The organism is Pseudoalteromonas sp. Z9A4 (genome assembly GCF_011378845.1).
GTDB lineage: Bacteria > Pseudomonadota > Gammaproteobacteria > Enterobacterales > Alteromonadaceae > Pseudoalteromonas > Pseudoalteromonas arctica.
In genome coordinates this window covers 110,051-133,304 of record NZ_WTLA01000010.1, presented here as the reverse complement: position 1 = coordinate 133,304, position 23,254 = coordinate 110,051, and the positions used below count along the sequence as shown (strand labels likewise).

Below are 23,254 nucleotides of genomic sequence, written 5' to 3'. Positions count from 1 at the left end.
ATGCACCAACGTGGTGTGTTTTTAACAAAAAGCCCTGCAACTATTAGGTCACTTAAATGTACAAGGCTTTTTTAAAAATGTAGTCACTTAAAAAGAAAATTAGCGGCCTACTTTTCCTTTTACTAAAGGCTCGAACGACATTACTTTAAACTTACCGTGGCTTTGATTTTTGCCATTATTAAGTACAGGCGAATTATGTAAATCGTCAACGGTAAAGTATATTTTATGATCGGCTCCGTAGCTAAAGCCATCAGGCCAGCTTAAGCGTTCGTCCTTAAATAATACTTCGTAGTCGCCAGTGGGTTTAACTACGCCAATTGCGCCATTGGTTATGTCGGTTACATATATGTTACCGCCGCCATCAACAATAATACCGTCTGAAATTGGCTTAGTGCCGTAACGCGAAACTTTGTCTTCAAGTGCTTTAGCCGAAAGGCTCTGGTTATTTATATCGCTGGTGGCAATGCGGTAAACCGACGTGCCCGACATAGAGCCAAAGTAAAGCCAGTCTTCGTTAGGGTCGAGCGTAATTGGGTTAACACCTAAGCGTGCTGGTTGTCCGCCAAGGCTCATTGTGCGCCCATCAATAACCATATCGATATTTTCGGCTGTGGTGTAATGGCTATTTTGTAATACTCTGCGTGCGACACCTGTTTTAAGGTTAACCGTAATAATAGCGGCTTGGCTGCCTTGGGCTGTGTCGGCAATGTATACAACGCCATGTTTATTATCGATGACTAAATCGTTTAAAAACGAGGTGTCGGTAATGGTCGGTTTAGCCAGATAAATAATTTTGTGCAGTTGCTCTTTGTTTGTATCCCAACCTACTAAGCGCCCAGCGTGATCGGGTCCTGAAGTGTCGAGCATCCATAAAACGCCATCGCTTGATACATTTATGCCAAGTACGTCGTAAAAACCTTTACCGTTATTGTACGCGTATGCCCACTCTTCATTAGGGTAGGGCTTAGTTGTACCATCGCTTAAAAGCTCCATAATTTTTTGCTTTTGGCCAAAAAAGCCATGCACAGATAAAAACTTTCTGCCCGATGGGGTAATAGCAATGTTGCCCGGTGGGTGCTGCGCATCAAATGTGGCTACTGTTTTTAAATCAGCATTTTGGCCAGCGGTGTTAGCAGTTACGGCGCTGCTACCTAAAAGTGCCGTGCTACACGCCGCTGCTAATAGTAATTTTTTAATATGAGTCATTTTTAAAACCTTTTAAAACACGTTTATTGTTTAAAAATTAAGAGCCTAATCGGCTAAGTCGTTTACTACTAAATCGAGCAGCTGCATCAACTGCTTCGCTTGCGCTGCATCTACACTATCAAATTTACATAAAATATTTTTAGGAATATCGGCCGCTTTTAACTTGAGCGATTGGCCATGCTGGGTTAGCTGCACTAGGCGTTTGCGTTTGTCGTGCTCATCTTTAATAACAGCCAGTAATGATTTGTCGCTCATTTTTTTGAGTATTTGGGTCATTGCACCGCCGTCTATCGCGGTTTTATCTATTAGCCCTGCAATTGTTATTTCGTCTTGCTCCCACAGCGCCATCATTACTATGTATTGTGGGTAAGTTAAATTTAGCTCGTTTAAAGGCTCGCGATACGCACGCGCAATGCTGTTAGATGCCATATATAACCGGTGGCATAACTGATTTTTTAACTTTAATTGCTCAAACGGCATAACGTTATCCTTTATTTCGATACATGCTATTTTAATTTGCATACAAAGTATTTGCAATCTCTAATTACTTGATCTATTATTTTGCACACAAACTAAATTGATTGATATTTTAAAACTTTGGAGTTCATTATGAATGTATTACAAAACGTAGCTTACACTGCAAAAGCAACTGCAACTGGCGGCCGTGAAGGCGTAGCTAAATCTGATGATGGTCGTTTAGATGTAAATTTATCGACACCTAAAGGTTTAGGCGGAGACGACGGACAAGGCACTAACCCAGAGCAATTATTTGCCGCAGGTTATGCAGCATGTTTTATTGGCGCACTTAAATTTGTAGCAGGTAGCGAAAAAATAGATTTACCAAGCGACACACATATTGACTCACAAGTGTCTATTGGTGCTATTGAAGGCGGTTTTGGTATTGCAGTAAAACTAGCTGTATCACTAGGTGATATGGATAAAGCTGTAGCGCAAACGCTTGTAGATAAAGCACACCAAGTATGCCCATATTCAAACGCAACACGTGGCAATATTGAAGTAGAGCTTTCAATTATTTAATAACTAAATAAAGAAAAGTTATAAAAGCACACAACGACAATTAGTCGTTGTGTGCTTTTTGCGTTTAAGGCATAAAAATTAAATATACGATAAAACGTATATTCACTATTCCATATGTTGTTGTTTTGTTTTATTGTGTATGCATAAGCACAGTGAGGACAGTATGGAACAATTCAACCCACTTCAATTTTATAAATGCCTAGCGGACGATACACGTTTAAAAGCAATGCTGCTAATTAGCCACGAAGAAGAGTTGTGTGTATGCGAACTTGTTGCTGCACTTAAATTAAGCCAACCGAAGGTATCTCGCCATTTAGCACAGTTAAGACAATGCGGATTATTGAGAGACCGTAAACAAAATCAATGGGTGTACTACAGTATTAACAAAGCACTGCCAGAGTGGGCTAAAAATGTATTAACGCAAACGCTTACTGCTAACTCTTCATTTTATCAAAACGATTTAACGCGCTTAAACGCTATGGGTAATCGCCCTGAACGTGCAGCTAGCTGTTGTAACTAACTAATAAATTAACTTATTAAAGGTATTTTATTATGACGATTAAAGTAGGTATTAACGGTTTTGGCCGTATGGGGCGTTTAACGCTGCGCGCAGCAGTTGATTGGCCAGAAATAGAGTTTATTAAAGTAAACGATGTAGCGGGCGATGCTAAAACCCATGCTCATTTAATTGAGTTTGACTCAGTACACGGGCGCTTAGCACAACATATTACCAGCGATGAAAACTCATTTAGTGTAGGTAAACACACTATTTTAGTGACGAATAATAAAACCATAAATGAAACTGATTGGTCAGATTGCGATGTAGTAATAGAAGCCAGCGGAAAAATGAAAACAACTGAGTTGCTAAACCAATATTTAGCACAAGGTGTTAAGCGCGTTGTAGTAACGGCGCCAGTAAAAGAAGATGGTATTTTAAATGTAGTAATGGGTGTAAACGATGACCTATATAACCCAAGTGAGCATAAAATTGTTACGGCGGCTTCGTGTACAACTAACTGTTTAGCGCCAATAGTAAAGATTTTGCAAGAGAAAGTGGGCATTAAGCACGGCTCAATGACCACGATTCACGATATTACCAATACACAAACTATTATTGATGCACCCCACAAAGATTTACGCCGGGCACGTTCGTGCGGGACTAGTTTAATACCAACCACAACCGGCAGTGCAACGGCTATTACGCATATATTCCCTGAGCTTAAGGGCAAGTTAAACGGCCATGCTGTTCGTGTGCCTCTTACTAATGCGTCAATTACCGATTGCGTATTTGAGCTTGAGCGCGGCGTTACACAAAGTGAAGTGAATGACTGGTTCAAAAGCGCTGCAAATAACGAGCTAAAAGATATTTTAGGCTACGAAGAAAGACCGCTTGTATCTATAGATTACAAAACAGATCCGCGCAGCTGCACCATAGATGCCCTTTCAACCATGATAATTAATAACACTCAGCTTAAGTTATACGCTTGGTATGATAACGAGTGGGGTTATGCAAACCGTACTGCTGAGCTAATGCTTAAAGTTGCAAAAAGTGATGTGGTTTAATCTCGTTTAAAAAGGTTTAACGCTATGTTTGCTCAGTTAGCTAGTTTACCAAGTTCTATAAAACAATATTTAATAATTACTGGTAATTACTGGGCATTTACTTTAACGGATGGTGCGCTACGGATGCTGGTGGTGCTGTATTTTCATCAGTTAGGGTATGGTGCATTTGCGATAGCCATGCTGTTTTTGTTTTATGAAATTTTTGGTGTGATCACCAATTTAGTCGGTGGTTGGCTTGGGGCACATTTAGGGTTAAACAAAACCATGAATGTAGGGCTTGGTCTGCAGCTTGTCGCTTTGGCCATGCTCTGCGTGCCTGGAGATTGGCTAACCGTTGCCTATGTTATGGCAGCGCAAGCACTGAGTGGCATAGCTAAAGACTTAAATAAAATGAGTGCAAAAAGCGCTATTAAGTATTTAGTACCACAAGACGATACAGGGCAAAGTCAATTATATAAATGGATTGCCATACTTACTGGCTCTAAAAATGCGTTAAAAGGAGTGGGCTTTTTTTTAGGTGGCTTGCTACTTACCGTATTTGGCTTTGTAGGTGCGCTAGTAAGCTTAATAGCTTTACTTAGTGTTGCGTGGGTTATTAGTTTAATTTATTTAAAAGGCAATATTGGCAAAGCCAAAAATAAACCTAAGTTTAAAGAGCTATTTTCTAAATCGCGGGCAATAAACTTACTTAGCGCAGCGCGTTTATGTTTATTTGCGGCGCGCGATGTGTGGTTTGTAGTGGCATTGCCTGTTTACCTAGCCGCTCAGTTTAACTGGGATCATTGGTGGGTAAGTGGCTTTATGGCCTTATGGGTTATTGCTTATGGATTAGTGCAGTCGCAAGCGCCACGTATAACCGGACAAAGTGATTCAAACTCACACACAGTCAAAAAAGCGTATTGGTGGGTTGCTTTATTAAGTGGCGTAACCAGTATTTTAGCGTTGCTGATGCAGTTTGATATAGCGGTACATTTTACGCTTGTAATCGGCTTACTTATTTTTGGCGGTGTATTTGCTGTAAATTCATCATTGCACAGTTACTTAATAGTAAGCTTTGCTAAAAACGACGGGGTATCGCTCGATGTTGGTTTTTACTATATGGCCAATGCAGTAGGGCGTTTGCTTGGTACGGTGCTTTCTGGGTGGGTTTTTCAAGTATATGGGCTGGTGGCCTGTTTATGGGTAAGTGTGTGTTTATTAATTATGGCCTCAATTACAACGGCATGCTTGGCTAAGCGCTAAAAACTCAACGTATTGTATTAATTTCAATTTTTTTAACGATATTCATAGCTTCGTTGGTTAGATCTACTAAACTATACACGAGATTTAACTAGAGGGTGAGATGAATGCGAGAAATATCGCTAGCAAAAAAATTACTGTGGCTTACTGTTGGAAGTATATTTATCACTGTACTAGTGCTTTCGAGCATTTTATGGTGGCAGCTATCTGCAAGTAATACCGAACTAGCAAAAAAATCAGAAAATTATATTGTTGCTGAAGTAGAAGAGAAGTTAAATGCTAATGCGGCCATATATGGAGAAAAAATAGCGGGTTTTATCAACGAAGCTTACCGAGTGCCATACTCTTTAGCTGCTTTACTAGGTGATGCGGCTAAAAGTGAAAGCCTTAGCCGAGATACGGTAGTAAGTATAAACCGCTCTATTTTAGAACAAAATACATTACTCTCATCTATCTACTCTCAGTTTGAACCAAACGCGTTTGACGGACAAGATTCGAGCTTTAACAAGGGCTATAAACACTCTGTTGATGGCGATGGTACCTTAGAAGTTTATATAACACGCGACCAAAATGGTGCGATAAAGCAGCAAAAAGTAGCTAATGCCGCCGATAAATATATAACCTCTTTAAATGAGTTTGGCATTCGTGAAGCGCATTGGTATTTGTGTGCAAAAGACACAATTAAGCCTTGTATTATGGAGCCGTACTTATACGAAATTCCATCAGGAAATTCAGTAATGCTTACCTCATTAACAGTGCCTATTTTAAAATCGGGCCAGTTTATTGGTTTGGCAGGCGTTGATTTAACACTGCCGACTTTTCAGGCTATGACTGAGGAGCTTTCTAAGCAGCTTTATAATGGCGAAGCTAAAGTAACTGTACTTAGTGATATTGGTTTAGTTGTAGGAAGTAGCCATTATAAATCTAAATTAGGGCGTCCATTTAAAGAAGCAGTTAGTTCTGGCTTGTTTAAAGAGCTTGAAAAATTTAAAGGCCAAAAAGGCATATTTAAAACATCGTCTGAATACTTGGTTAATTACCCTATAAATATAAAACTGGCTAATACACACTGGTCTTTACTTATAGAGGTGCCAAGTAAACTGGCTCTAGCGGGCCCAGATGCCTTATCACAAGACATGGCAGACACTGCAAACGACTTAGGCGCGATGATTTTAATTACAGGTGCCGTTATTGCCGTTATTGCTTTTTTAATAATGAAATTTGTTATTGGTAGTGTGGTTGCACCTCTTCAACAAATTCAACAACGCGTAGATAACCTTGCAAGCTCAGAAGGAGATTTAACGCATACCCTTCATGTTGAAACACATGCAGAGCTCATTGCTTTAGCGGGGGGCTTTAATGCCTTTTTATCAAAGTTACGTATTTTAATCACAGAGCTTAAAGATGTATCTGATCAAACCAAGCAACAAGGTGAGATAGCGCAGCATATTGCTATTGATACCAAACATAATGTGCAATCGCAATTTCAAGAAATTGAAAGTGTGGTAACGGCTATGAACGAGATGAGTGCTACAGCACTCGAGGTTGCCAGAGCATCAGAGCAATCAGCCCAGCAAGCCGATGAAATAAATAGTTTGGTCGTAAGCAGTGAGTCAAGCTTATCGTCAGCGATGACGCAAGTTAAAACAATGTCTGAAGAAATTAAAGAAGCTAACCAAGCCGTTGAAAAAGTAGCTTCGCGTAGTAAAGATATAACGCAAATATTAGATGTAATTCGTACTATTTCAGAACAAACAAATCTACTAGCACTCAATGCCGCCATTGAAGCAGCACGCGCTGGTGAACATGGCCGAGGCTTTGCAGTTGTTGCTGATGAAGTACGTGCACTTGCTTCTAAAACACGTTCATCAACTGATGATATAAGCCAGTTAATAGATAGCTTATTATCTGAAGTGGGTAACGCTTCTACTGTTATTGAAAAAGGTGTAATACGTGCACAGGATGCCGTTGATGAAACATCAGTTGCCTTTGAAGCCCTGCACAGTGTTGTAGTTAAAGTTGACGAGATAACGAATCAAATTACGCATATTGCAACTGCTGCGGAAGAGCAAAGCTCAGTAACAGAAGAAATAAATCGTAATTTAACGCTTATATCTGATGCAGCGTCGCAGCTTGCTGATCTATCTGCACAAGCGGGAGATAGCAGCGAAGTGCTTAACAAGCTTGTTGCGCAACAAGATTCAGAACTTAATAAATTAAAAACATAATACTTATACCAATCCGCAATAATACTTAATCAATTTGAGGAGTTAAATCTGACGTTAACTACGTTAAAAATTTCTGATATAGAACAACTAAATAACGAAATTTTTGCCTTGTTATCGACACGATTTTCTTCCCTCAAAATAGAACACTTAATTAAGCGAATTGGTATTATTTAGTATTCCGATAAAATAAAAACGGCAGTAATTAAATTACGGCCGTTTTTTATTCAAATAATTGATAAAAGGTGTTTATAGGGTTTTTATGATCTTAAACATTTGATTGATCATAGGATGAGCTAGAGACTCAACACCTGGGCGGTTAAAATAACCACGTAATCCAGTAAACTGAACCTCAAAAAATCGTGCATATTCTTGCGCAGATATATTATTACTCAACTCATTGTTTTCAATTGCTTGCTCAAAAAGAATCGAAAGATAGTTTTCAAATTTATCAGCTAAATCTAAACTTAGTTGATATAAATTGCTGTCTTTATCAGCAAACTCGCAATTAGCTTTTACTAACATGCAAATAGCACTTGGCGTACTTTCTTTTTTTGTGACTACATCCTCAACAAAAGCACGTAAACCACCAAGAATACTGTCTGATGTAGATAAGCATTCTTTAATCTGGCTTTCCATTTGGACAGTGTAGTCTTTTAGCGATTCAATATAGAGTCCTTCTTTTGAACCAAAAGCAGAATAAATACTTCCTGGGCGCATGTTTACAACATCTTGTAAATCACGCGTCGAAGTTGCATGAAAACCCTTCTCCCAAAATAGCTGACTTGCAAGGCGGACAACTGTCTCGCGCTCAAACTTCACCTTATTAACCATGTTGTTTCTCAATTAATTTGAACATTTGCTCAATTTTAACTTGAACAATCGCTCAAAATCAAATATTATATATCTCGAAGTTACTTAAAACTATTAATTATTAGGAGCTAACCATGGCCGAATTTACTTTATACACTCAAGAAAACGCACCAGAAGAAGCAAAACCGTTACTAGCTGATTCAGTAGCAGCATTTGGTATGCTTCCTAACTTACATGCAGTAATGGCTGAAGCACCAACATTACTTAAAGGTTACCAAGTACTGCATGAGCTGTTTCAAAAAACATCATTCAATGCAGAAGAGCTAACAGTAGTATGGCAATCAATTAACGTTGAACACGCATGCCATTACTGTGTTCCTGCACACAGTGGTATTGCAGCGGCAATGAAAGTTGACCAAGGTATTGTTGATGCACTTGTTAACAAAACACCACTTGAAAACCCTAAGCTAGAAACTCTTCGTGAAACTACACTCGCAATGACACGTGAACGTGGCGTGATCAGCGATGAGCAAATCGAAAAATTCTTTGCAGCAGGTTACGGCAAGCAACAACTACTTGAAATTATTGTAGGCTTGTCTCAAAAAGTAATGAGCAACTACACTAATCACCTTGCTGATACACCAGTAGACGCTGCATTTAAAAAATACGTAAAATAAATACGATTTTATAAATGACAAAAGGCAGCCTAGGCTGCCTTTTTTATGTTTATAAATCGCGGCTATTTAAATTTAACCGTTTTTGTACTGCGTGTATAAATACGTTGTTCGGGCTTTGTCCACTCACCCTTTTTAAGGTAAGAGGTCGATACAATAAATTTATCGTCTTTTAAATCACTAGTAGATTTAACCTTAGTCACTCCCTCTTTACTGCCTGTTACTTCCTCATAGACTACAAACTGAGTAGGGCTTAATACCGTTATTGTGCCTTTAGTGTAAAATCCTGCCGTAGTGAAATAATAAAATACGAGTGACTTTTTTTTGCTATCATAAAAAATCATTGACTCACCGCCATACTCACCCTCATTAATCGTGTGCATGGTACGAATAGCTTTACCGTTTAAAGCGCGTTCCCAACGGCCAACATCTCGTGTTTTTTTAGCGCCTTCTGGTACTTTAAAGTCTGCTTGCCACGTTCCTAAGTAAGGTTTAAACACTTCTAGCTCTTTATCAAGGTTACTGGCAGTTTCATTAGCAAAGCTACTAAATGTGCACAAATATAATACTAAGAATAGCGATTTAAAATATGTCATAATTTGACTCTTGTTGTTAGGCTCTTATAAGCCCAGTATAGGTGGTAGTTAATTGATAAAGAAAATATTAATCACGTTCTCATTACTTTATTTAGCTGCCATTTGGCTGGCTTACCCATTGCAATACTTACCCGTTTATATACCAATATATGTACCAGGTTATGTAAGTGTATTAAGTGCTATAACCTTTTTAATGTACGCGTGGGATAAGCGACAAGCTAAGCGTTCTTCACATACAAAAGTAAACCGCACGCCAGAGCGTACACTGCAACTACTTGCATTATTTGGAGGGTGGCCGGGTGCATTACTTGCTCAACAATTACTTCGTCATAAATCGCAAAAGCGCAGTTTTATAGTGCTACTTTGGCTTTGTATTTTAGTGAATATAGGGGGCAGTATTATTGCTATTTATTTTCCAGATTTATTGCTAGGCTAAAAATATAAATAGGAAAGGGATTTTTTATGACCAATACAAAATCGGCTGGCGTGACTTTAACGCTTATTTTATTTTTATTAATACCAATGCAAGGATATGCAGACATGTTTGGCTTTTTTAACAAACAAGACGTTACGTTGTCATTGCCTGTAAAAGGTAGGCTATTAAACAATGGTGAACCCCAACAGGGCGTTAAGGTAACAAGAGAGCTGATTTATGGTGATACTTATATTGATGAAGCCATAAGTGATAACAATGGTTACTTTTATTTCGATAATAAAACAATACGTACTTCAAAGCCTTCAAACATGTTTTTTAATAGCTCTTTGCTACAGAGTATTTATATTGAAAACAAAAAAGATGAAGATTCAGTCTTGTGGTACACCACAATACAGTTCACCGAAGAGCAAGCACTGCTGTCTGATATATTAAATAACTTTGAATGCGAACTTAGTGAAGAGGCTATAACGTACGATATACCGATAAAAAACACTGGTCAATTTTATACAGTTTATACGCGTTGTAATACCAATTCGCTTAATTAAGTGGTCTATTTTGAGGGCGGAAAAACGTGTTGATAGCTAGGCAAAAAATTCGCTATTTAGTTGTTCTAAATGAGAATTTTTTAACGCAGGTAGCGACACGTTTAGCCCCGCAAAATGATTAAATATTATTGCGGATTGGTATAAGTTATAGAAATTAGTGAGAAGTTTGATAAAGCCACTAATATTCATCTATTAGTGGCTTTAATATGACGATTAACGTTTTAACTGTGCTTCTTTTTGGTTTAGTAAACGAATTATAGGGTTTTGCTCTAATATTTTACTTTTCAAAATATAACCAATAATTAGTCCAGCTATAAAACCACCAATATGCGCACCATAATCAATGCCATCAGGGCCTGTTACTGCACCAAAAATGTTAAATCCTAACCAAATAGCAAAAAACCATACTGCAGAAAGTTTCTTCTGATAAATTACAAACATAAAAGTAAGGCTTGCGTGTCTAAACCACATTAAGTACATGCCAAATAAACCTGCTATTGCGCCACTTGCACCCACGCCGGGTATATTCGACATTGGACTTACAATGTAGCTTGCAAACGAAGCGAGTAGTCCACAGGCTAAATACCATAACAGAAAGCGTTTATGGCCTAAAACGTCTTCTAAGTTATCGCCAACTACGTATAAAAAGTACATATTGCCGACTAAATGCATTATAGAACCATGTAAAAATACGCAAGTTAATACAGTCCACAACTCATTACCCTCGCTCAAATCTGCAGGTGTCATAGCAAAGTTATCAATAACATAACTAAATGAGCTTGGATCTAAAAAATAAAGTGCAAAAATTAGCGTATTTAAAACAATGAGGCCGCGAGTGACCCAGGGGGTTTTTTGTGGCTTAATATTATATTCAACAGGCATTTGCGTTAAAAATTGGAACAAGTAGGTTTTCCAACTTACTTTTTGATTTAGCTCGCCTAAACTCGCTTTTATTTCAGGGCTATTTTCAACACTTTCAAGTTCGTCCTTATCAATCCACGTCCCGTCGCAGTGTCTACAAACATCAATTTCGGTATGAAAAGCTTCAAGCAAATGAAAACGCTCTAGACTTTTTTTACAATCAGGGCAGTCAAGTTCAGAAATTCCTAATGGTTCACCAAAGTGAGTTTCAAATTTGTCACCCTCTGGGCCGTCGTTTATTTCAGAAATCATCCTGTTTACTTCATTTTTTTCAAACCATAAGCCGCCACATTCACGGCAAATATCTATTTCTTCACCTTGATAATTGGTTACTTCTAATGGATGTTCCTTACAATGTGGACAGCTTTTAGTTAGCATTTTCTAGCTCCTTTAGTGAACCAACAGAGATATCATTCTGCTGTAATTCCATTTTTAATTGTTTAGCGCTATTTTTTAGTGCGGGTAGCGTTTGAGTTTTAATTAAGTCTGTTATTTTGGCTAATTCGACAGAAGCTTGCTTAGCAGATATTTTTCGATCTATTGCGGCATTAATGACAAAGTCAGCTCGAGAATAGAACCGACGTATTCTAGTCAAAAATTCACTCGGTGTTTCAAGCGTAGTAGGCGAAAACTGCATGGTTTTCCATATGTACAGCTCAAGTGTGGGTTTAAAAAATTCCATTTCTGATTTTGGTGGGCTCTTCGCTAAGCGTTCTGCATACTCAGCTACCGTATTTGCGTTATCATTAACTTCGTCATACAGCGACGTACGCAAATAGTAGTTATCTTCCATTTTGCTAAATGAATCAAACTTAAGCGCTTGTTCTAAACCGCTTTGAGCCGCCAGAAAAACACCAAATACAGTAGAAATAACCATAAAAAATTGATTTAACCAAAAACCAGTGCTTTTCAGTTCTTTATGATCGACCGTTTTAAGGGCTTGAGTGAATTTTTGAGTAACTACAGGTGGTTTTGTATTGTTTTCTGGAGTGTGATTAGTTGGTTCCAACAGCTTATTCCTTGAATATTTACTTCCTTTTTAGGCACGCAATAATACTTAAAAATTAACCAGTTAGCAATGCCACTACCTGTATTGAATATACTTTTTCGTTTATTTACCAGCATATGCAAATAGCTGTCTGGTATGTTTTTACTTAACTTAAATACCTAATAAAGCGGGTATTTAAGCTAAGACAAAACTATTTTAAACTTTAAACTTTTTAATTAAGTCATCTAGCGAGTCGGCCAAACGAGAAAGTTCATGGCTCGACATATTCGTTTGTGTAGCGCCAGAAGCTACTTCAGCAGCAACGTCGCGTATTACTAATAAGTTTTTATCAATTTCACGAGATACATTTGCCTGCTCGTGAGCAGAAGACGCAATGGTCGCATTTTGACTGTTTATATGCGCAACTGCAGTCGTTATCTCTATTAAAGCTTTGCCTGCTAACTGCGATATATCTAAGCTTTTTTGTGCCTTGTCGTGGCTGCTTTGCACTGAGATTACCGTGTTTTTAGTTCCACTTTGAACTGACTGAATCATTAGCTCAATTTCTTTTGTTGATTCACTTGTTCTATGAGCTAATGCACGAACGCCATCCGCTACAACAGCAAAGCCTCGGCCATAACTACCCGCTCTTGCAGCTTCAATCGCGGCATTGACAGCAAGTAGGTTCGTTTGATCGGTTACATCTCTGATCACGTCAAGGACCGAGCCTATTTTATTGACCTCTGTGGCTAAGTTTTTGATACCGTCTTGAGTTTTATCTATTTCGCTAAGAAGAGCGGTAATAGTAGTCACTGTATCTTCCACTTGTTTTAAGCCAGCTAGAGCTTGTTCGTTTGCTGAGTCTGACTCGCGAGATGTGTCGGCTGAGTTTTGCGCAACATGTTCGGCTGAAACCGTTAACTCCGTAACTGCGGAAATAGCTTGTTCTAACTGCTCATTTTGCGAAATGATACCCTGCGTAGATTGCTCAGTAACAACGCTTAGCTCTTCTGATGTAGAAACTAAGTTATGAGACGAGTCTTGAATTTTATTAATGGTATTTCTGAGAGTTTGTTGCATCTGACTCAATGCAATAATCATACTTGTGGTTTCATCATTGCCTTCATCGCTAATCGATTGGGTTAAATCACCTTGGGCTATAGACTGCGCTAGATGTAAAACGTTTTGCATAGGTTTTATAATGCTTCGGGTAAGCGACCAAGCAAAAAACCAAACTAAAATAATGGCGACACTTAATGTAATCCACGCAAAAAAAACAGATTGGTCAAAAACGTGTTGTGCTTTAATTTTGCTATCGCGAATATTTGCTTGCTGACTTTCTACAATGCTATTAATAGCTTGTGTTACGCCATCGCGAATCTGCTTCATCTCATTCTCTTGAAGGCTTTCAACTCTTTGTAAATCATTTTCCGTTAGCAATTTCATTTGTTGATTTTGTAGAGATAAAAACTTATAAATATCAGATTCAATCACTTCTAATTGGTGTTGTTCATCTTTAGTTTTAAGCAGTAGAGCCATGTTTTTCATGTTGTCGAGAAGTTTGCGTTTAGCGCTATCGAAAAGTTGTTTGTATGAAAATTGCTTAGCTGTAGTTGCGTTAATTACGTTACTATTTTGCAGCCTTAAATTATAAAAGTCAGAAAGTAGAGTTAAGGAGGTTTCAAGTGCTGGCACATTGGTTTCTGCAATGGCATTAATTTCGGAGTTTAATTGGTTCAGTTTAAATATTGAAATCAGACTAACAATAATAACTAATAATCCGATAAAACTAAAGGCGAGCGCTGATCGCAGCCGGATTGATATTTTTCTAAGCATGTATAAAACCCAAATGAAGGTGAATAATTTTGAAATATAAAACTATAGATAGAGATATATTAAATATTTATTAATATATGAAGCGTTTCTATTATTTAACTTTTATTATAAGTTGTTTTCTATTTATATAAATAGAGCTTTTACTTTAATTCTTAAGTGGCTGTTGTTTATGTGTTTTAACTGCGGGTTTTAAAGGGTAGTTGGTTTATTATGATTTTTATATTGCTTTTTTTAAAATTAATTACTGCACAAAAATGGATTAAATATATTAATTAAAGAAATGGTTACAAATATAATGGCGAGACTACAAAATACTACAAAAAAGATACATTTATAGTGTGGATATAATTGATTAATGACCTATGTATTTGGCTGTATTGGTCAACTATCAAGCTAAAAATAAGATGGCATGATCTTCTCTAATTTAAATGTAATTAATATGTATGGGCAAGGCTCTGTTTATCGCATAAGGAAGCATATTTATCATTATATAATTGATAATCTGTTTTCACTTTAGCTAAAAGTTAAGCTTTATTTTTCATAGATAAAGGATCTGGCTTTAAAAGCACAGCGCCGCTTTTATTTTCGCCTAAATGATCATCTTTATTGTAAATTGGGCAACTTTTAAGTGATAAGCAACCACATCCTATACAACCGTCTACTTTGTTGCGCAGGCGTTGCATATGCGCAATTCGCTCATCAAGTTGCGCTTGCCAATGTTTTGAAAGTGCTGACCAGTCTTGTTTTGTTGGTGTGCGGTTGTCGGGCAGGGTAGCTAAGGTGTTTTTAATCTCATCGAGCGTAATTCCCATCGCTTGAGCTGCTTTTATTACAGCTACACGGCGTAATACATCAGGTTTATAGCGTCGCTGATTACCATTATTCCGCCAGCTCTTAATTAAAAACTTAGTTTCGTAAAAGTGAAGAGTAGATACTTTTACACCACTTCTTTTTGCTACATAGCCAATGGTTAGATTAGCTTCGGTTAATTTTTTTTGTCCTACGGGCATAATTTTAATCCTTCAGTTGACCTCAATATAACTTGAGGTTTTAAGCTTCTACCACATTAAAAAAGGAGCTAACTAAATGCAACAAAAACTTGAGCGTAATACTATTATTATTTATTCAAGCGCACGAAAAAACGGCAATACCACAGCCCATGTTAATAGCTTTGCCGAGCAAAATGATGTGCGCGTAATTTGTCTGGATGATTATAAAATTGCGCCGTATTGTTATGACAAAAACTATAAAAATGATGACTTTTACGCGCTATTTGAAGTGGCTTTAAAGTACGACCATTGGGTGTTCGCGTCTCCTGTTTATTGGTATAACACTACGGTACAAATGAAGTCTTTTATAGATAGGATCACAGATTACATGGATGACGAAACCTTGAAGCCGAAGTTACGGGCTTTACGTAATAAAGATTTTTCGTTGTTATCAAACGCATCATCGCTTGAAGCGCCTGATATTTTTGTAGAAATGTTTAAACGAACATTTAGCTATTTAGGTATGCAGTTTATTAACCACCATCATAAAAACACTTAATCGGTAGCATGATAAGCTGCCCTTTTTTCTTTGCTTCTGTTAGTTTTATAAATAGGTTAACTTATTTAAAACACAGGATTGTTTATGAAATACCTATTATTGCTTTTACTTATAAGCCCATTTTCGCAGGCGGGTGAAAACCTTATTAAAGACTTTGGTTACTTTTATAGTGTCCCGGAGCATGTTCAGATAAATGACTCTACGGTATTCAAAATAGCCTTTGATGTTGGTGATGGCGCTAAAAAAGGTGAGCAGAACAATTCAATGAACTCACTTGCACGTTTTATTAATATGCATGTAGCACACGGTGTAAAACCAGATAACATTCAATTAGCGTTAGTGGTACATGGCAGTGCTAGCGTTGATGTATTGGCTAATAGTGAATATAAAGAACGTTTTAAAGCAGATAACAAAAATCAAAGCTTAATAAAGCAATTGCTTACCACTAACACAGTAGTTTTTGTATGCGGGCAATCGGCTACGCATTATAAAGTAGCGCCAGGGCAACTAATTGAAGGTGTGCAAATGTCACTTTCGGCGATGACAGCACATGCTCAATTACAACAACAGGGTTATACACTTAACCCATTTTAATGATTAAAATGACAAAAAAAATACTCTGCTTTGGTGATTCGAATACCTGGGGTTTAAACCCTGTAACGGGTAAGCGTTTTGATGAAAATACCCGTTGGACATCGTTATTAGGTAAAAACTTAGGATGTCACTTTGCTGTTATTGGGGCAGGGCAACCTAATCGTACGTTAGTGCATAATCCGCCGTTTGATGGTGTGATTAGTGGTGTTAGCTACCTAAAGCCTTATTTAGATAAACATGAGCTTAACTTTATTATTATCGCTCTTGGTACAAACGATCTAAAAAAACGTTTTAATTTAACACCTAGTTTAATAGCAGGTGGCTTGAATGATTTAATTAATTCAATACATATCTATTATAAGCAAAGTAGCATTTTGAAAGCCCCCCAAATCATTATTGCCAGCCCACCTGAAATAAAAGTTACAGAGAAGTATTCACGTATATATGAAGATGCCGATATAAAAGCAACAGCGCTCTCTAATGTATTTAAGTGCGTGGCGGCTAATAATAGATGCGCTTTTATCGATTTTAATGCATTTATTAATATTACAGGCAGCGACGGCATTCACTTTGAAAGTAACCAACATTTAACTATAAGCTTTGAAATAACTCAGCTAGTACAATATTTATTTAACAATTGCTAAAGCTATCTATTTGAATTTAGTGTTACTTATGCAATCATCTAAATAAAGTAGTGATATAAATTAACAACTTTGGGATGCTATGAAAAAGTACCAACAAAAATCTATTATAGCTGCTTTAACTGGAGGGTTGGTTTTTGTAACTGGTTGCCTTATTTTGCTCTACTTTGCATCGCAGCAGCTCACTATGCAAATAAATGCCGATATTAAACACATTATTAAACATGTGGACGCTGCTGTATTAGAGCGTCGCAGTGTGCTTATTCCTCTTAATAAGTTTGATTTCAAGCAGTGCGATGAAACTACATTACTTGAAATGCGACGTGCATTATTTGATTCAAAATATGTAATTGATATCGGTTTTTTTATTGGGAACCAGTTAATGTGTACAACTGGAGCTGGCTTACTAAGCAGTGTAATAAAAGACCGAGAGCCTGACTATATCCGAAGAGATGAAGGTGTACGCGTGCGTTTTGAGCCGCAGTTGTATTTATTATTATTCACTGGCCGACCTATGGAAGTCGTAATCGTTCGCCAAGGTGATTTCAATTTGATTATGGAGTCAAAAGCATTTAACTCTGCCAGTATTGAGTCAAAAAATTGGGAAGTTGTCTATAAAGACTCCCAGGAATTGCATCATTTAGCAGGAACCAAAGGCACGTATAGTAAAATAAGTGACAGCAGTTATTTACCGTACGAGAGGAGTGTTGCTTGTAGTACTGAGAGTACCTATTATTGCACGGCAGTGTACTTACCTTGGAGCCAGTTTTTCTCTAATAACCATTTTTTATTAATTATCTCCTTAATCTTAACTTGCTTAGCTGGTGTGTCGAGTGCGTTATTGGTTAATGCAGGAATTGCTGCACGACGATCTACTAATCAGCGTATTCGTAAAGGGCTTAAAAAGGGAGCATTTTATTGGACTTACCAGCCCATTATTTGTTTGCAAAGTGGCAAGCTTATTGGCTGCGAGGTACTTGCACGTTTTGAAGATAAGTACGGTGCTTTATTTCCAGATGAGTTTATTCCGGTTATTAGAAAAAATAATTTAACATGGATTTTCACTAAGGCAATGATAGCGACCACCCTAAAAGAGTTAACCTCTATAGAGGCATTGCCGAAAGGCTTTAAAGTGTCGCTTAATATATTTCCATGTGATGTAGAGCTGGGTAATGTGTCGTTGCTGCCGCAAATAATAGAGCTTGCCAATTCACGCTTTATTATTTGTTTAGAGATAACTGAAGATGAATACCTTGATACAAGCATTGCGCATGCTCATTTTAGAACCTTGGTTGAGTCGGGATTTAACTTATCATTAGATGATTTTGGTACGGGTTATTCGAATTTAAGAAACTTACAAAATTTGAGTTTTCACCAACTTAAAATTGACCGTACGTTTGTTCAAGATATAGCAACTGAGGGTTTAAAAGCCTCCATGATCCCACATATTATGGAGCTTGTGCATAAGTTTAATTATACCTGTGTGGCAGAAGGAATTGAAACCACTGAGCAAGAAGCTATTTTAAAAATGGCGGGTGTACATTACGGGCAGGGTTGGAAGTATGGAAAACCTATGACTGCATCTAAATTTAAAAATTATATAGATAATCAGCATTTTTAGATCTTAACAGCCATACTAAACGTATCGATATAATATATAAAAAATTAGGTTTATTATGATCAAATTAACATTAAGTGCCTTTGCATTTTTATTACTTAGTGCGTGTACAACACAGTACCCAAACCAGCAATTAACAGGTAAGCAGTTCCCAAGCATTAGCGGCGAAAGCTTAGAGCAAAGCATAGTAACTATACCTAGTGATTTCAAAGCAGATAAAACACTTCTACTCATTGGATACAAGCAAGACAGCCAGTTTGATATTGACCGTTGGTTAATTGGTTTAGATATGGCAGGTGTAACGCTTCCTACATACGAACTACCAACCATTGCCGGCATGGCGCCACGGATGTTTAGTACATTTATAGACAGCGGTATGCGCAAAGGCATTCCTAAGGAATTATGGGGTGGGGTAATCACTATTTATAAAGATGGTGAAGCAGTACAAAAATTTACAGGCAACCAAAGCCCAAATAATGCTCGTGTTGTACTCATAAATAGCAGCGGAGAGATTGTGTATTTTTACGATCGAGGGTTTTCGGTTAATGCGCTAAATAAATTAAAAACGACTATAAAATAAACCACTCAAAATGTTTGTATAGACTAATTTACTCAAGGTTTTCTGAGTTATTAACCCACTAATCCGATCTGTTATTTATCTTATAAAAGTAATTTGTTGAACTCGGATTTTAGTTTTTTGTAGTTGATTTTATTAGTTTTTATCTCTATTAGTATGAGAAATTATAACTGTATTTTAATACCAAAATCTCATTGTAAGTTGTATTTGATTTAGGTAATGTAGTGTAAATGTTTCAAGGACGAAATTTATGCCTCATATAAACTCTGTATTCGTAAAAACAACATTTCAATCATCTTTCCATTCCCATAATTACTCCACTATTTTAAGAACACTGCAAGCCCTGTTTAGTGATATTAAAATGGACGACGTTGTTCCTAAAGCTGAGCAGCGAGAAAATTATGATTTGTTTTTAATAGATGGTGCTAAAAGCAAATGGCAAGACCTTATTCCAGCAGATCTAATTTGTTTAGCTAAACATCATAACGTTGTCATTTTTAATGTAAATAAAGAAGACGTGTGCGAGCAAAATTTATTGCTTAACCATTTTAACGGTGTTTTTTATAAATCTGATCCGCCAGAAGCTATTTTTAAAGGCGTAGTTCGGGTTAATACTGGCGAGCTTTGGTTTACACGTAAAGTTATATCAAAGGCATTTAATGATATTTTAGCCGTGGCATCGTCGTTTAATAACCTACATGACAACATTGAATTAAAGCAAGACCAATACGAGCACTTAACAAAGCGAGAAAAGTCTGTTATTCATCTAATTGCACAAGGTGCGAGTAACAATACTATTGCTGAAAAACTTAATATTAGCGACCACACTGTAAAAACGCACTTATATAGTGCGTTTAAAAAAACTAACTCACGTAATCGAGTGGAGCTTGCTAATTGGGCTCAGCGCTATGTTTCTGTTTTATTACCTGTGGCTAAATAGCTTATTGCACATTGAATTCCCCTATAAAGGCTACTTTTAAGTAGCCTTTATATTTGTTATAACACCTATGTGATTAGCTCACTTTTTTGGCCCATAAGCCTTTATCAATACCTTTAGTTATAAGGTCTGTAAGTGCTTTTTCTATTGCTTGCGTTACACAAATACTCATAGGTTCATTGTCACTAAAGCCTGCTTCAGCTTCAGCTAGTCGTTTGTAGCTTACGTATCTAAAAAAGCCTGCTCGCATTTCTTGGCTTAATACTTTTTTACTGGTAGCTACACTTAATAATACTTGTCCTGTACGAACATCAACAGCGCGTAAGTATATTGAAATAGCATCTTCACGGTAAAGCTCTGATGCGCCTATACCAAAGTATTCCATACCCAAACCACCTGTTTTTACATTGGTGTCGTAGCTTATAATACCGCCCTCTAAAATAATTTTAGCCGTAGTAAGTGGAGGTAAATCAGCTTGGTTAGGATTATCGGCTTGGCCTGCACGAATGATTTTTCGCTCGGTTAAAATGTTTTGTAAACCTTCACGCTCTACGGGAGTAAACCAATCAGATTCATGTAGTGCTTGTACTAGTATAGAGTTAGCCCCTTGAGTAACGGCAGTTGAAAATGAGCTGACGTTAGTTTGTGGCTTATATTGGCCTGTTTGATCTCTAAATGAGTAAACCGATACTGGAATACTGCCCACAGGTTTAGGTAGATTTTTTAGGTCTGCAAATAATTCAGTCGGTTCTAGGCTAATAGCTTTTTGCTGTGATGGTGGAATAAGGTTGCCTAAACTTGCACAGCCGCTCAAACCTAGTAATGTTATTGTTATTAGTAGCTTATACATTATCCAAACCTCGGTACTTCAATGATCACAACAGAGTCATCTAATATATTTGTTATTCTTACTGTAATAGAGTCGGTTGTGCTGGTTATAACTTCAATTTGATAATCACCACTCATAAATATAGAGTCTTGATTAAAAAGGCTATCTTCTATGTCCTCACCAAATGCCATATCGGTAATTTCTCTTACCATACGATTTAAGTAAGTTCGCTCTAGAGTTTCTTGAAATTGTTCAGCGTAACCTTTTTCTATTACCGGTGCTTTGTGTTTGTTTTGTGCTTGAGCCTTACTCAACAGCATATTTGCATTTAGTGGATTACCACCAAAGCTTGGGTTAATTGGGGTATAAATTATTTCAGTCGCTTGGGGCGAAAAGCTTAATATTGTTATTATTATAAGGGCTGTTTTTTTCATTTTACCATCCATCTTTAGCCATATCTGGGGTTGATGCAGCCATATTTGAGCGAGCCATTGCATCTATTACAGTAAAAACAGCTTGCTCAACACGTTCATCGAGCGGCTCTAATCTACGGCCTAAATAAGTTGCGTAAACAAGCTGGTTATTCATTATTAAAGAAAGTTGTGTACCCGCTTTTGGTATGACGGTTTCTTTTATTTCGATATTAAAACCAGCTGTTGAGGGTAAATCTCGCCAGTAGTTTGAAAATTCATAATAAAATTGATGACCAAAGCGGCTGATACTTCTGTCGAGTAATAAGCCATCTATTTCTAGTTCATCAGCAGCATGAGCAGCCCCAGAAAAACATAGGAAGAGTGTGAGTAAGTAACTATTAAAGTTAATATTTTTTTTCATAATTTAAAATAGGGGAGAGGGTCGCTCTCCCCACCTCAACAATTACATTTGAGTAATTGTTGCTGCGTTTCCATCACCAATTTGAGTAACAGAAACTGTGCTGTTAAAGCCAATTACAGAGCCTTCAACAATATTGTCGTTACCAATTTGAGTAACGCTAAACGATACGCTTTCACCACCAACTAAAAATGCTGATTGTTCAACGCCAGTAACCCAGTTACCTTCACCTGTTTGTGAAATATCAATACTGTGGTTATTGCCTTCAACCATCATATCAATAAGGTTTAACATGCCATTTTGGGCAATATCAATCTGGTTATTGTTACTGTCTAAAATACCAGCAAGGGTAACAATTGCTTCATTTTGAGAACCATCTTGCGCAATATCGATGTCGTTATCGTTAGATGTAAGCGATACATCTGGATATGACGATTGAACAAGTACGGCATTTTCATCGCCTGATTGCACTAAATCAACATCGTTATCAGAACCATTAAAGTTAGCTAAGTGAACTGAGTTTAAATCACCCACTTGATTAACCATAAACTCATTATCAGAGCCAATCACGCCCATATAAGTTTCGTTTAAGTCGCCTATTTGTGTTGCTGTTAATTCGTTGTTATCACCAATAACATCTATAGTTGATAAGTTTTCAGAACCAACATGCGTTACAGAAACTTCGTTATTTGAGCCTTCAAACAAGTTAGATTCAATGGTATTCATTGCTCCTTCTTGGTCTAAATCAATTTCGTTATCATCGCCAACAACCGTAGCAAAAGTTACCGCATTTACATCGCCATCTTGCTCAACTAAAAGTTCGTTAGCATCACCTGAGATAGAAGTAAATGTAGCTGTGTTTCGATCGCCTTCTTGTTCAATATCAAGTTCGTTTTCATTGCCTTGAAGGCTGCTTACTTTAAAGGTGTTCCAATATCCGTCTTGAACTAAATCAAGAGTATTTTGGTCACCTGTAAGCATAGTGATTTCAGCTTCATGCCATTCACCTGTTTGTAGCGAGGTAATTTCATTTGCGTTACCTTGCATATCCATGTTGTAGAACCAGTGGCCACCAGTGCCTTGTTCAACATCAATGATATTATCATCACCAGTTACAATATTAATGGCTTCGTTATTTACTAAAATGCCTTGGCCAAATTGTGAAACCAATAGCATGTTATTATTACCAGTCACTTCAGAGATTAAACCATTAGCAACGCCGTCTTGGTTGTATACTTGTAAGTTATTGTCACCGATAGTTGTTATCTCAGCATAATTACCTGATTGACTCTGAACAACTTCAGTTTCGTTATTATTACCGGTCGTTGTTACAAGTATGGTATTGCTATCACCATCCTGTGTAAGCAGTGCGGTATTTTCATTAAAAGTTTGTATTAGAGTCATCGAGTTTTCAATACTTGCTACAGACACTTTAGTACTAAGTTCTGAGCTAGATGCTGATTTGCTTGATGTATCTGCATAAGATGCAAAGCTAGTACCCATTGCAATCGCAACTGCGCAGCTTAAAAGTGATTTGTTCAACGTCATTATTTTCTCCTTGAAATGTTAAAACCAAATACCTTAAATTTTATAGGTTTT

The 23,254-nt window shown here is 37.3% G+C and carries 26 protein-coding genes; 14 read left to right on the top strand and 12 right to left on the bottom strand.

The features are described from left to right. Positions 1 to 99: 99 nt before the first annotated feature. Both GQR54_RS09925 and GQR54_RS09920 read right to left on the bottom strand, forming a co-directional pair. Positions 100 to 1,206 carry an L-dopachrome tautomerase-related protein gene (locus GQR54_RS09925; RefSeq protein WP_166377494.1) on the bottom strand — a complete coding sequence of 369 codons (1,107 nt, stop codon included), beginning with the start codon at positions 1,204 to 1,206 and terminating at the stop codon, positions 100 to 102. A gap of 45 nt (positions 1,207 to 1,251) precedes the next feature. Further along, positions 1,252 to 1,686: a MarR family transcriptional regulator gene (locus tag GQR54_RS09920; protein ID WP_166377503.1), complete on the bottom strand. Its 435-nt coding sequence runs from the start codon at positions 1,684 to 1,686 to the stop codon at positions 1,252 to 1,254. A gap of 129 nt (positions 1,687 to 1,815) precedes the next feature. Between GQR54_RS09920 and GQR54_RS09915 the strand changes: the two genes are divergently transcribed. The 5 genes from GQR54_RS09915 (at position 1,816) to GQR54_RS09895 (ending at position 7,274) form a co-directional block, all read left to right on the top strand. Next, a complete protein-coding gene (locus GQR54_RS09915) occupies positions 1,816 to 2,244 on the top strand; it encodes an organic hydroperoxide resistance protein (protein ID WP_166377493.1) in 429 nt (142 codons plus the stop codon). Positions 2,245 to 2,407: 163 nt separating this feature from the next. Next, positions 2,408 to 2,764 (top strand): metalloregulator ArsR/SmtB family transcription factor, encoded by a 357-nt coding sequence (locus GQR54_RS09910; protein ID WP_166377492.1) that lies wholly within the window; start codon positions 2,408 to 2,410, stop codon positions 2,762 to 2,764. A 32-nt stretch (positions 2,765 to 2,796) separates the two neighbouring features. Next, positions 2,797 to 3,807: an ArsJ-associated glyceraldehyde-3-phosphate dehydrogenase gene (locus GQR54_RS09905; protein ID WP_166377491.1), complete on the top strand. Its 1,011-nt coding sequence runs from the start codon at positions 2,797 to 2,799 to the stop codon at positions 3,805 to 3,807. Between the two features lie 24 nt (positions 3,808 to 3,831). Further along, positions 3,832 to 5,049 (top strand): organoarsenical effux MFS transporter ArsJ, encoded by a 1,218-nt coding sequence (arsJ, locus tag GQR54_RS09900; RefSeq protein WP_166377490.1) that lies wholly within the window; start codon positions 3,832 to 3,834, stop codon positions 5,047 to 5,049. A gap of 104 nt (positions 5,050 to 5,153) precedes the next feature. Then, positions 5,154 to 7,274: a methyl-accepting chemotaxis protein gene (locus tag GQR54_RS09895; RefSeq protein WP_166377489.1), complete on the top strand. Its 2,121-nt coding sequence runs from the start codon at positions 5,154 to 5,156 to the stop codon at positions 7,272 to 7,274. Positions 7,275 to 7,520: 246 nt separating this feature from the next. Here GQR54_RS09895 and GQR54_RS09890 read toward each other — a convergent pair whose 3' ends face one another. Then, on the bottom strand, positions 7,521 to 8,105 hold the full coding sequence (locus GQR54_RS09890; RefSeq protein WP_166377488.1) for a TetR/AcrR family transcriptional regulator: 585 nt from the start codon (positions 8,103 to 8,105) through the stop codon (positions 7,521 to 7,523). Between the two features lie 113 nt (positions 8,106 to 8,218). On the opposite strand from GQR54_RS09890, the gene GQR54_RS09885 reads away from it, so the two are divergent. After that, the gene (locus GQR54_RS09885) at positions 8,219 to 8,761 is read left to right on the top strand and encodes a carboxymuconolactone decarboxylase family protein (protein ID WP_165723047.1); all 543 of its coding nucleotides are present in this window, start codon (positions 8,219 to 8,221) and stop codon (positions 8,759 to 8,761) included. Positions 8,762 to 8,823: 62 nt separating this feature from the next. Here GQR54_RS09885 and GQR54_RS09880 read toward each other — a convergent pair whose 3' ends face one another. Next, the gene (locus GQR54_RS09880; RefSeq protein WP_166377487.1) at positions 8,824 to 9,354 is read right to left on the bottom strand and encodes a hypothetical protein; all 531 of its coding nucleotides are present in this window, start codon (positions 9,352 to 9,354) and stop codon (positions 8,824 to 8,826) included. A 52-nt stretch (positions 9,355 to 9,406) separates the two neighbouring features. Here GQR54_RS09880 and GQR54_RS09875 point away from each other — a divergent pair, with 52 nt between their 5' ends. Continuing rightward, positions 9,407 to 9,790 (top strand): DUF1294 domain-containing protein, encoded by a 384-nt coding sequence (locus tag GQR54_RS09875; RefSeq protein ID WP_166377486.1) that lies wholly within the window; start codon positions 9,407 to 9,409, stop codon positions 9,788 to 9,790. Between the two features lie 26 nt (positions 9,791 to 9,816). Next, a complete protein-coding gene (locus GQR54_RS09870; RefSeq protein WP_231609385.1) occupies positions 9,817 to 10,335 on the top strand; it encodes a transthyretin-like family protein in 519 nt (172 codons plus the stop codon). Between the two features lie 213 nt (positions 10,336 to 10,548). Here the strand turns inward: GQR54_RS09870 and GQR54_RS09865 are convergent, their stop codons facing one another. From GQR54_RS09865 to soxR, 4 genes are all read right to left on the bottom strand, one after another. Then, positions 10,549 to 11,634, bottom strand: coding sequence for a rhomboid family intramembrane serine protease (locus tag GQR54_RS09865; protein ID WP_166377485.1), 1,086 nt, complete (start codon positions 11,632 to 11,634; stop codon positions 10,549 to 10,551). Next, positions 11,624 to 12,265: a hypothetical protein gene (locus GQR54_RS09860; protein WP_166377484.1), complete on the bottom strand. Its 642-nt coding sequence runs from the start codon at positions 12,263 to 12,265 to the stop codon at positions 11,624 to 11,626. Before GQR54_RS09860 ends, GQR54_RS09865 begins: the two co-directional genes overlap by 11 nt. Positions 12,266 to 12,460: 195 nt before the next feature. Then, the gene (locus tag GQR54_RS09855; protein WP_166377483.1) at positions 12,461 to 14,080 is read right to left on the bottom strand and encodes a methyl-accepting chemotaxis protein; all 1,620 of its coding nucleotides are present in this window, start codon (positions 14,078 to 14,080) and stop codon (positions 12,461 to 12,463) included. Positions 14,081 to 14,604: 524 nt separating this feature from the next. Continuing rightward, positions 14,605 to 15,090, bottom strand: coding sequence for a redox-sensitive transcriptional activator SoxR (gene soxR / locus GQR54_RS09850; protein ID WP_166377482.1), 486 nt, complete (start codon positions 15,088 to 15,090; stop codon positions 14,605 to 14,607). A gap of 76 nt (positions 15,091 to 15,166) precedes the next feature. Here soxR and GQR54_RS09845 point away from each other — a divergent pair, with 76 nt between their 5' ends. The 6 genes from GQR54_RS09845 to GQR54_RS09820 all read left to right on the top strand — a co-directional run bounded on the left by GQR54_RS09845 (position 15,167) and on the right by GQR54_RS09820 (position 19,998). Beyond that, positions 15,167 to 15,628 (top strand): flavodoxin family protein, encoded by a 462-nt coding sequence (locus GQR54_RS09845; protein ID WP_166377481.1) that lies wholly within the window; start codon positions 15,167 to 15,169, stop codon positions 15,626 to 15,628. A gap of 84 nt (positions 15,629 to 15,712) precedes the next feature. Continuing rightward, entirely contained in the window at positions 15,713 to 16,222 is a 510-nt protein-coding gene (locus tag GQR54_RS09840) for a DsrE family protein (RefSeq protein WP_166377480.1), read from the top strand. A gap of 8 nt (positions 16,223 to 16,230) precedes the next feature. Further along, positions 16,231 to 16,866, top strand: a complete 636-nt coding sequence (locus GQR54_RS09835; RefSeq protein WP_166377479.1) for a GDSL-type esterase/lipase family protein — start codon at positions 16,231 to 16,233, stop codon at positions 16,864 to 16,866. Between the two features lie 79 nt (positions 16,867 to 16,945). Then, a complete protein-coding gene (locus GQR54_RS09830; RefSeq protein ID WP_166377478.1) occupies positions 16,946 to 18,484 on the top strand; it encodes an EAL domain-containing protein in 1,539 nt (512 codons plus the stop codon). 55 nt (positions 18,485 to 18,539) lie between these two features. Beyond that, positions 18,540 to 19,061, top strand: a complete 522-nt coding sequence (locus GQR54_RS09825; RefSeq protein ID WP_166377477.1) for a hypothetical protein — start codon at positions 18,540 to 18,542, stop codon at positions 19,059 to 19,061. A 247-nt stretch (positions 19,062 to 19,308) separates the two neighbouring features. After that, positions 19,309 to 19,998: a response regulator transcription factor gene (locus GQR54_RS09820; RefSeq protein ID WP_166377476.1), complete on the top strand. Its 690-nt coding sequence runs from the start codon at positions 19,309 to 19,311 to the stop codon at positions 19,996 to 19,998. A 73-nt stretch (positions 19,999 to 20,071) separates the two neighbouring features. On the opposite strand, the gene GQR54_RS09815 is transcribed toward GQR54_RS09820, so the two are convergent. Genes GQR54_RS09815 through GQR54_RS09800 form a run of 4 tightly spaced genes read right to left on the bottom strand, consistent with a single transcriptional unit; the run spans position 20,072 to position 23,203 of the window. After that, complete coding sequence (locus GQR54_RS09815) at positions 20,072 to 20,845, bottom strand: CsgG/HfaB family protein (RefSeq protein ID WP_166377475.1); 774 nt, start codon at positions 20,843 to 20,845, stop codon at positions 20,072 to 20,074. Next, the gene (locus tag GQR54_RS09810) at positions 20,845 to 21,270 is read right to left on the bottom strand and encodes a curli assembly protein CsgF (RefSeq protein ID WP_166377474.1); all 426 of its coding nucleotides are present in this window, start codon (positions 21,268 to 21,270) and stop codon (positions 20,845 to 20,847) included. Before GQR54_RS09810 ends, GQR54_RS09815 begins: the two co-directional genes overlap by 1 nt. Further along, positions 21,260 to 21,658, bottom strand: a complete 399-nt coding sequence (locus GQR54_RS09805) for a curli production assembly/transport protein CsgE (protein WP_197193263.1) — start codon at positions 21,656 to 21,658, stop codon at positions 21,260 to 21,262. Before GQR54_RS09805 ends, GQR54_RS09810 begins: the two co-directional genes overlap by 11 nt. 42 nt (positions 21,659 to 21,700) lie before the next feature. Further along, the gene (locus GQR54_RS09800; RefSeq protein WP_166377473.1) at positions 21,701 to 23,203 is read right to left on the bottom strand and encodes a curlin; all 1,503 of its coding nucleotides are present in this window, start codon (positions 23,201 to 23,203) and stop codon (positions 21,701 to 21,703) included. Positions 23,204 to 23,254: the final 51 nt, after the last annotated feature.

Bases quoted from the DNA above. Each gene is read 5' to 3' on its own strand.
- arsJ (WP_166377490.1), top strand. From the start codon at position 3,832: ATGTTTGCTCAGTTAGCTAGTTTACCAAGTTCTATAAAACAATATTTA.
- GQR54_RS09800 (WP_166377473.1), bottom strand. From the start codon at position 23,203: ATGACGTTGAACAAATCACTTTTAAGCTGCGCAGTTGCGATTGCAATG.
- GQR54_RS09840 (WP_166377480.1), top strand. From the start codon at position 15,713: ATGAAATACCTATTATTGCTTTTACTTATAAGCCCATTTTCGCAGGCG.
- soxR (WP_166377482.1), bottom strand. From the start codon at position 15,090: ATGCCCGTAGGACAAAAAAAATTAACCGAAGCTAATCTAACCATTGGC.
- GQR54_RS09915 (WP_166377493.1), top strand. From the start codon at position 1,816: ATGAATGTATTACAAAACGTAGCTTACACTGCAAAAGCAACTGCAACT.
- GQR54_RS09895 (WP_166377489.1), top strand. From the start codon at position 5,154: ATGCGAGAAATATCGCTAGCAAAAAAATTACTGTGGCTTACTGTTGGA.
- GQR54_RS09830 (WP_166377478.1), top strand. From the start codon at position 16,946: ATGAAAAAGTACCAACAAAAATCTATTATAGCTGCTTTAACTGGAGGG.
- GQR54_RS09925 (WP_166377494.1), bottom strand. From the start codon at position 1,206: ATGACTCATATTAAAAAATTACTATTAGCAGCGGCGTGTAGCACGGCA.
- GQR54_RS09910 (WP_166377492.1), top strand. From the start codon at position 2,408: ATGGAACAATTCAACCCACTTCAATTTTATAAATGCCTAGCGGACGAT.
- GQR54_RS09845 (WP_166377481.1), top strand. From the start codon at position 15,167: ATGCAACAAAAACTTGAGCGTAATACTATTATTATTTATTCAAGCGCA.
- GQR54_RS09855 (WP_166377483.1), bottom strand. From the start codon at position 14,080: ATGCTTAGAAAAATATCAATCCGGCTGCGATCAGCGCTCGCCTTTAGT.
- GQR54_RS09805 (WP_197193263.1), bottom strand. From the start codon at position 21,658: ATGAAAAAAAATATTAACTTTAATAGTTACTTACTCACACTCTTCCTA.
- GQR54_RS09825 (WP_166377477.1), top strand. From the start codon at position 18,540: ATGATCAAATTAACATTAAGTGCCTTTGCATTTTTATTACTTAGTGCG.
- GQR54_RS09815 (WP_166377475.1), bottom strand. From the start codon at position 20,845: ATGTATAAGCTACTAATAACAATAACATTACTAGGTTTGAGCGGCTGT.
- GQR54_RS09890 (WP_166377488.1), bottom strand. From the start codon at position 8,105: ATGGTTAATAAGGTGAAGTTTGAGCGCGAGACAGTTGTCCGCCTTGCA.
- GQR54_RS09905 (WP_166377491.1), top strand. From the start codon at position 2,797: ATGACGATTAAAGTAGGTATTAACGGTTTTGGCCGTATGGGGCGTTTA.
- GQR54_RS09880 (WP_166377487.1), bottom strand. From the start codon at position 9,354: ATGACATATTTTAAATCGCTATTCTTAGTATTATATTTGTGCACATTT.
- GQR54_RS09835 (WP_166377479.1), top strand. From the start codon at position 16,231: ATGACAAAAAAAATACTCTGCTTTGGTGATTCGAATACCTGGGGTTTA.
- GQR54_RS09820 (WP_166377476.1), top strand. From the start codon at position 19,309: ATGCCTCATATAAACTCTGTATTCGTAAAAACAACATTTCAATCATCT.
- GQR54_RS09920 (WP_166377503.1), bottom strand. From the start codon at position 1,686: ATGCCGTTTGAGCAATTAAAGTTAAAAAATCAGTTATGCCACCGGTTA.
- GQR54_RS09865 (WP_166377485.1), bottom strand. From the start codon at position 11,634: ATGCTAACTAAAAGCTGTCCACATTGTAAGGAACATCCATTAGAAGTA.
- GQR54_RS09870 (WP_231609385.1), top strand. From the start codon at position 9,817: ATGACCAATACAAAATCGGCTGGCGTGACTTTAACGCTTATTTTATTT.
- GQR54_RS09810 (WP_166377474.1), bottom strand. From the start codon at position 21,270: ATGGATGGTAAAATGAAAAAAACAGCCCTTATAATAATAACAATATTA.
- GQR54_RS09885 (WP_165723047.1), top strand. From the start codon at position 8,219: ATGGCCGAATTTACTTTATACACTCAAGAAAACGCACCAGAAGAAGCA.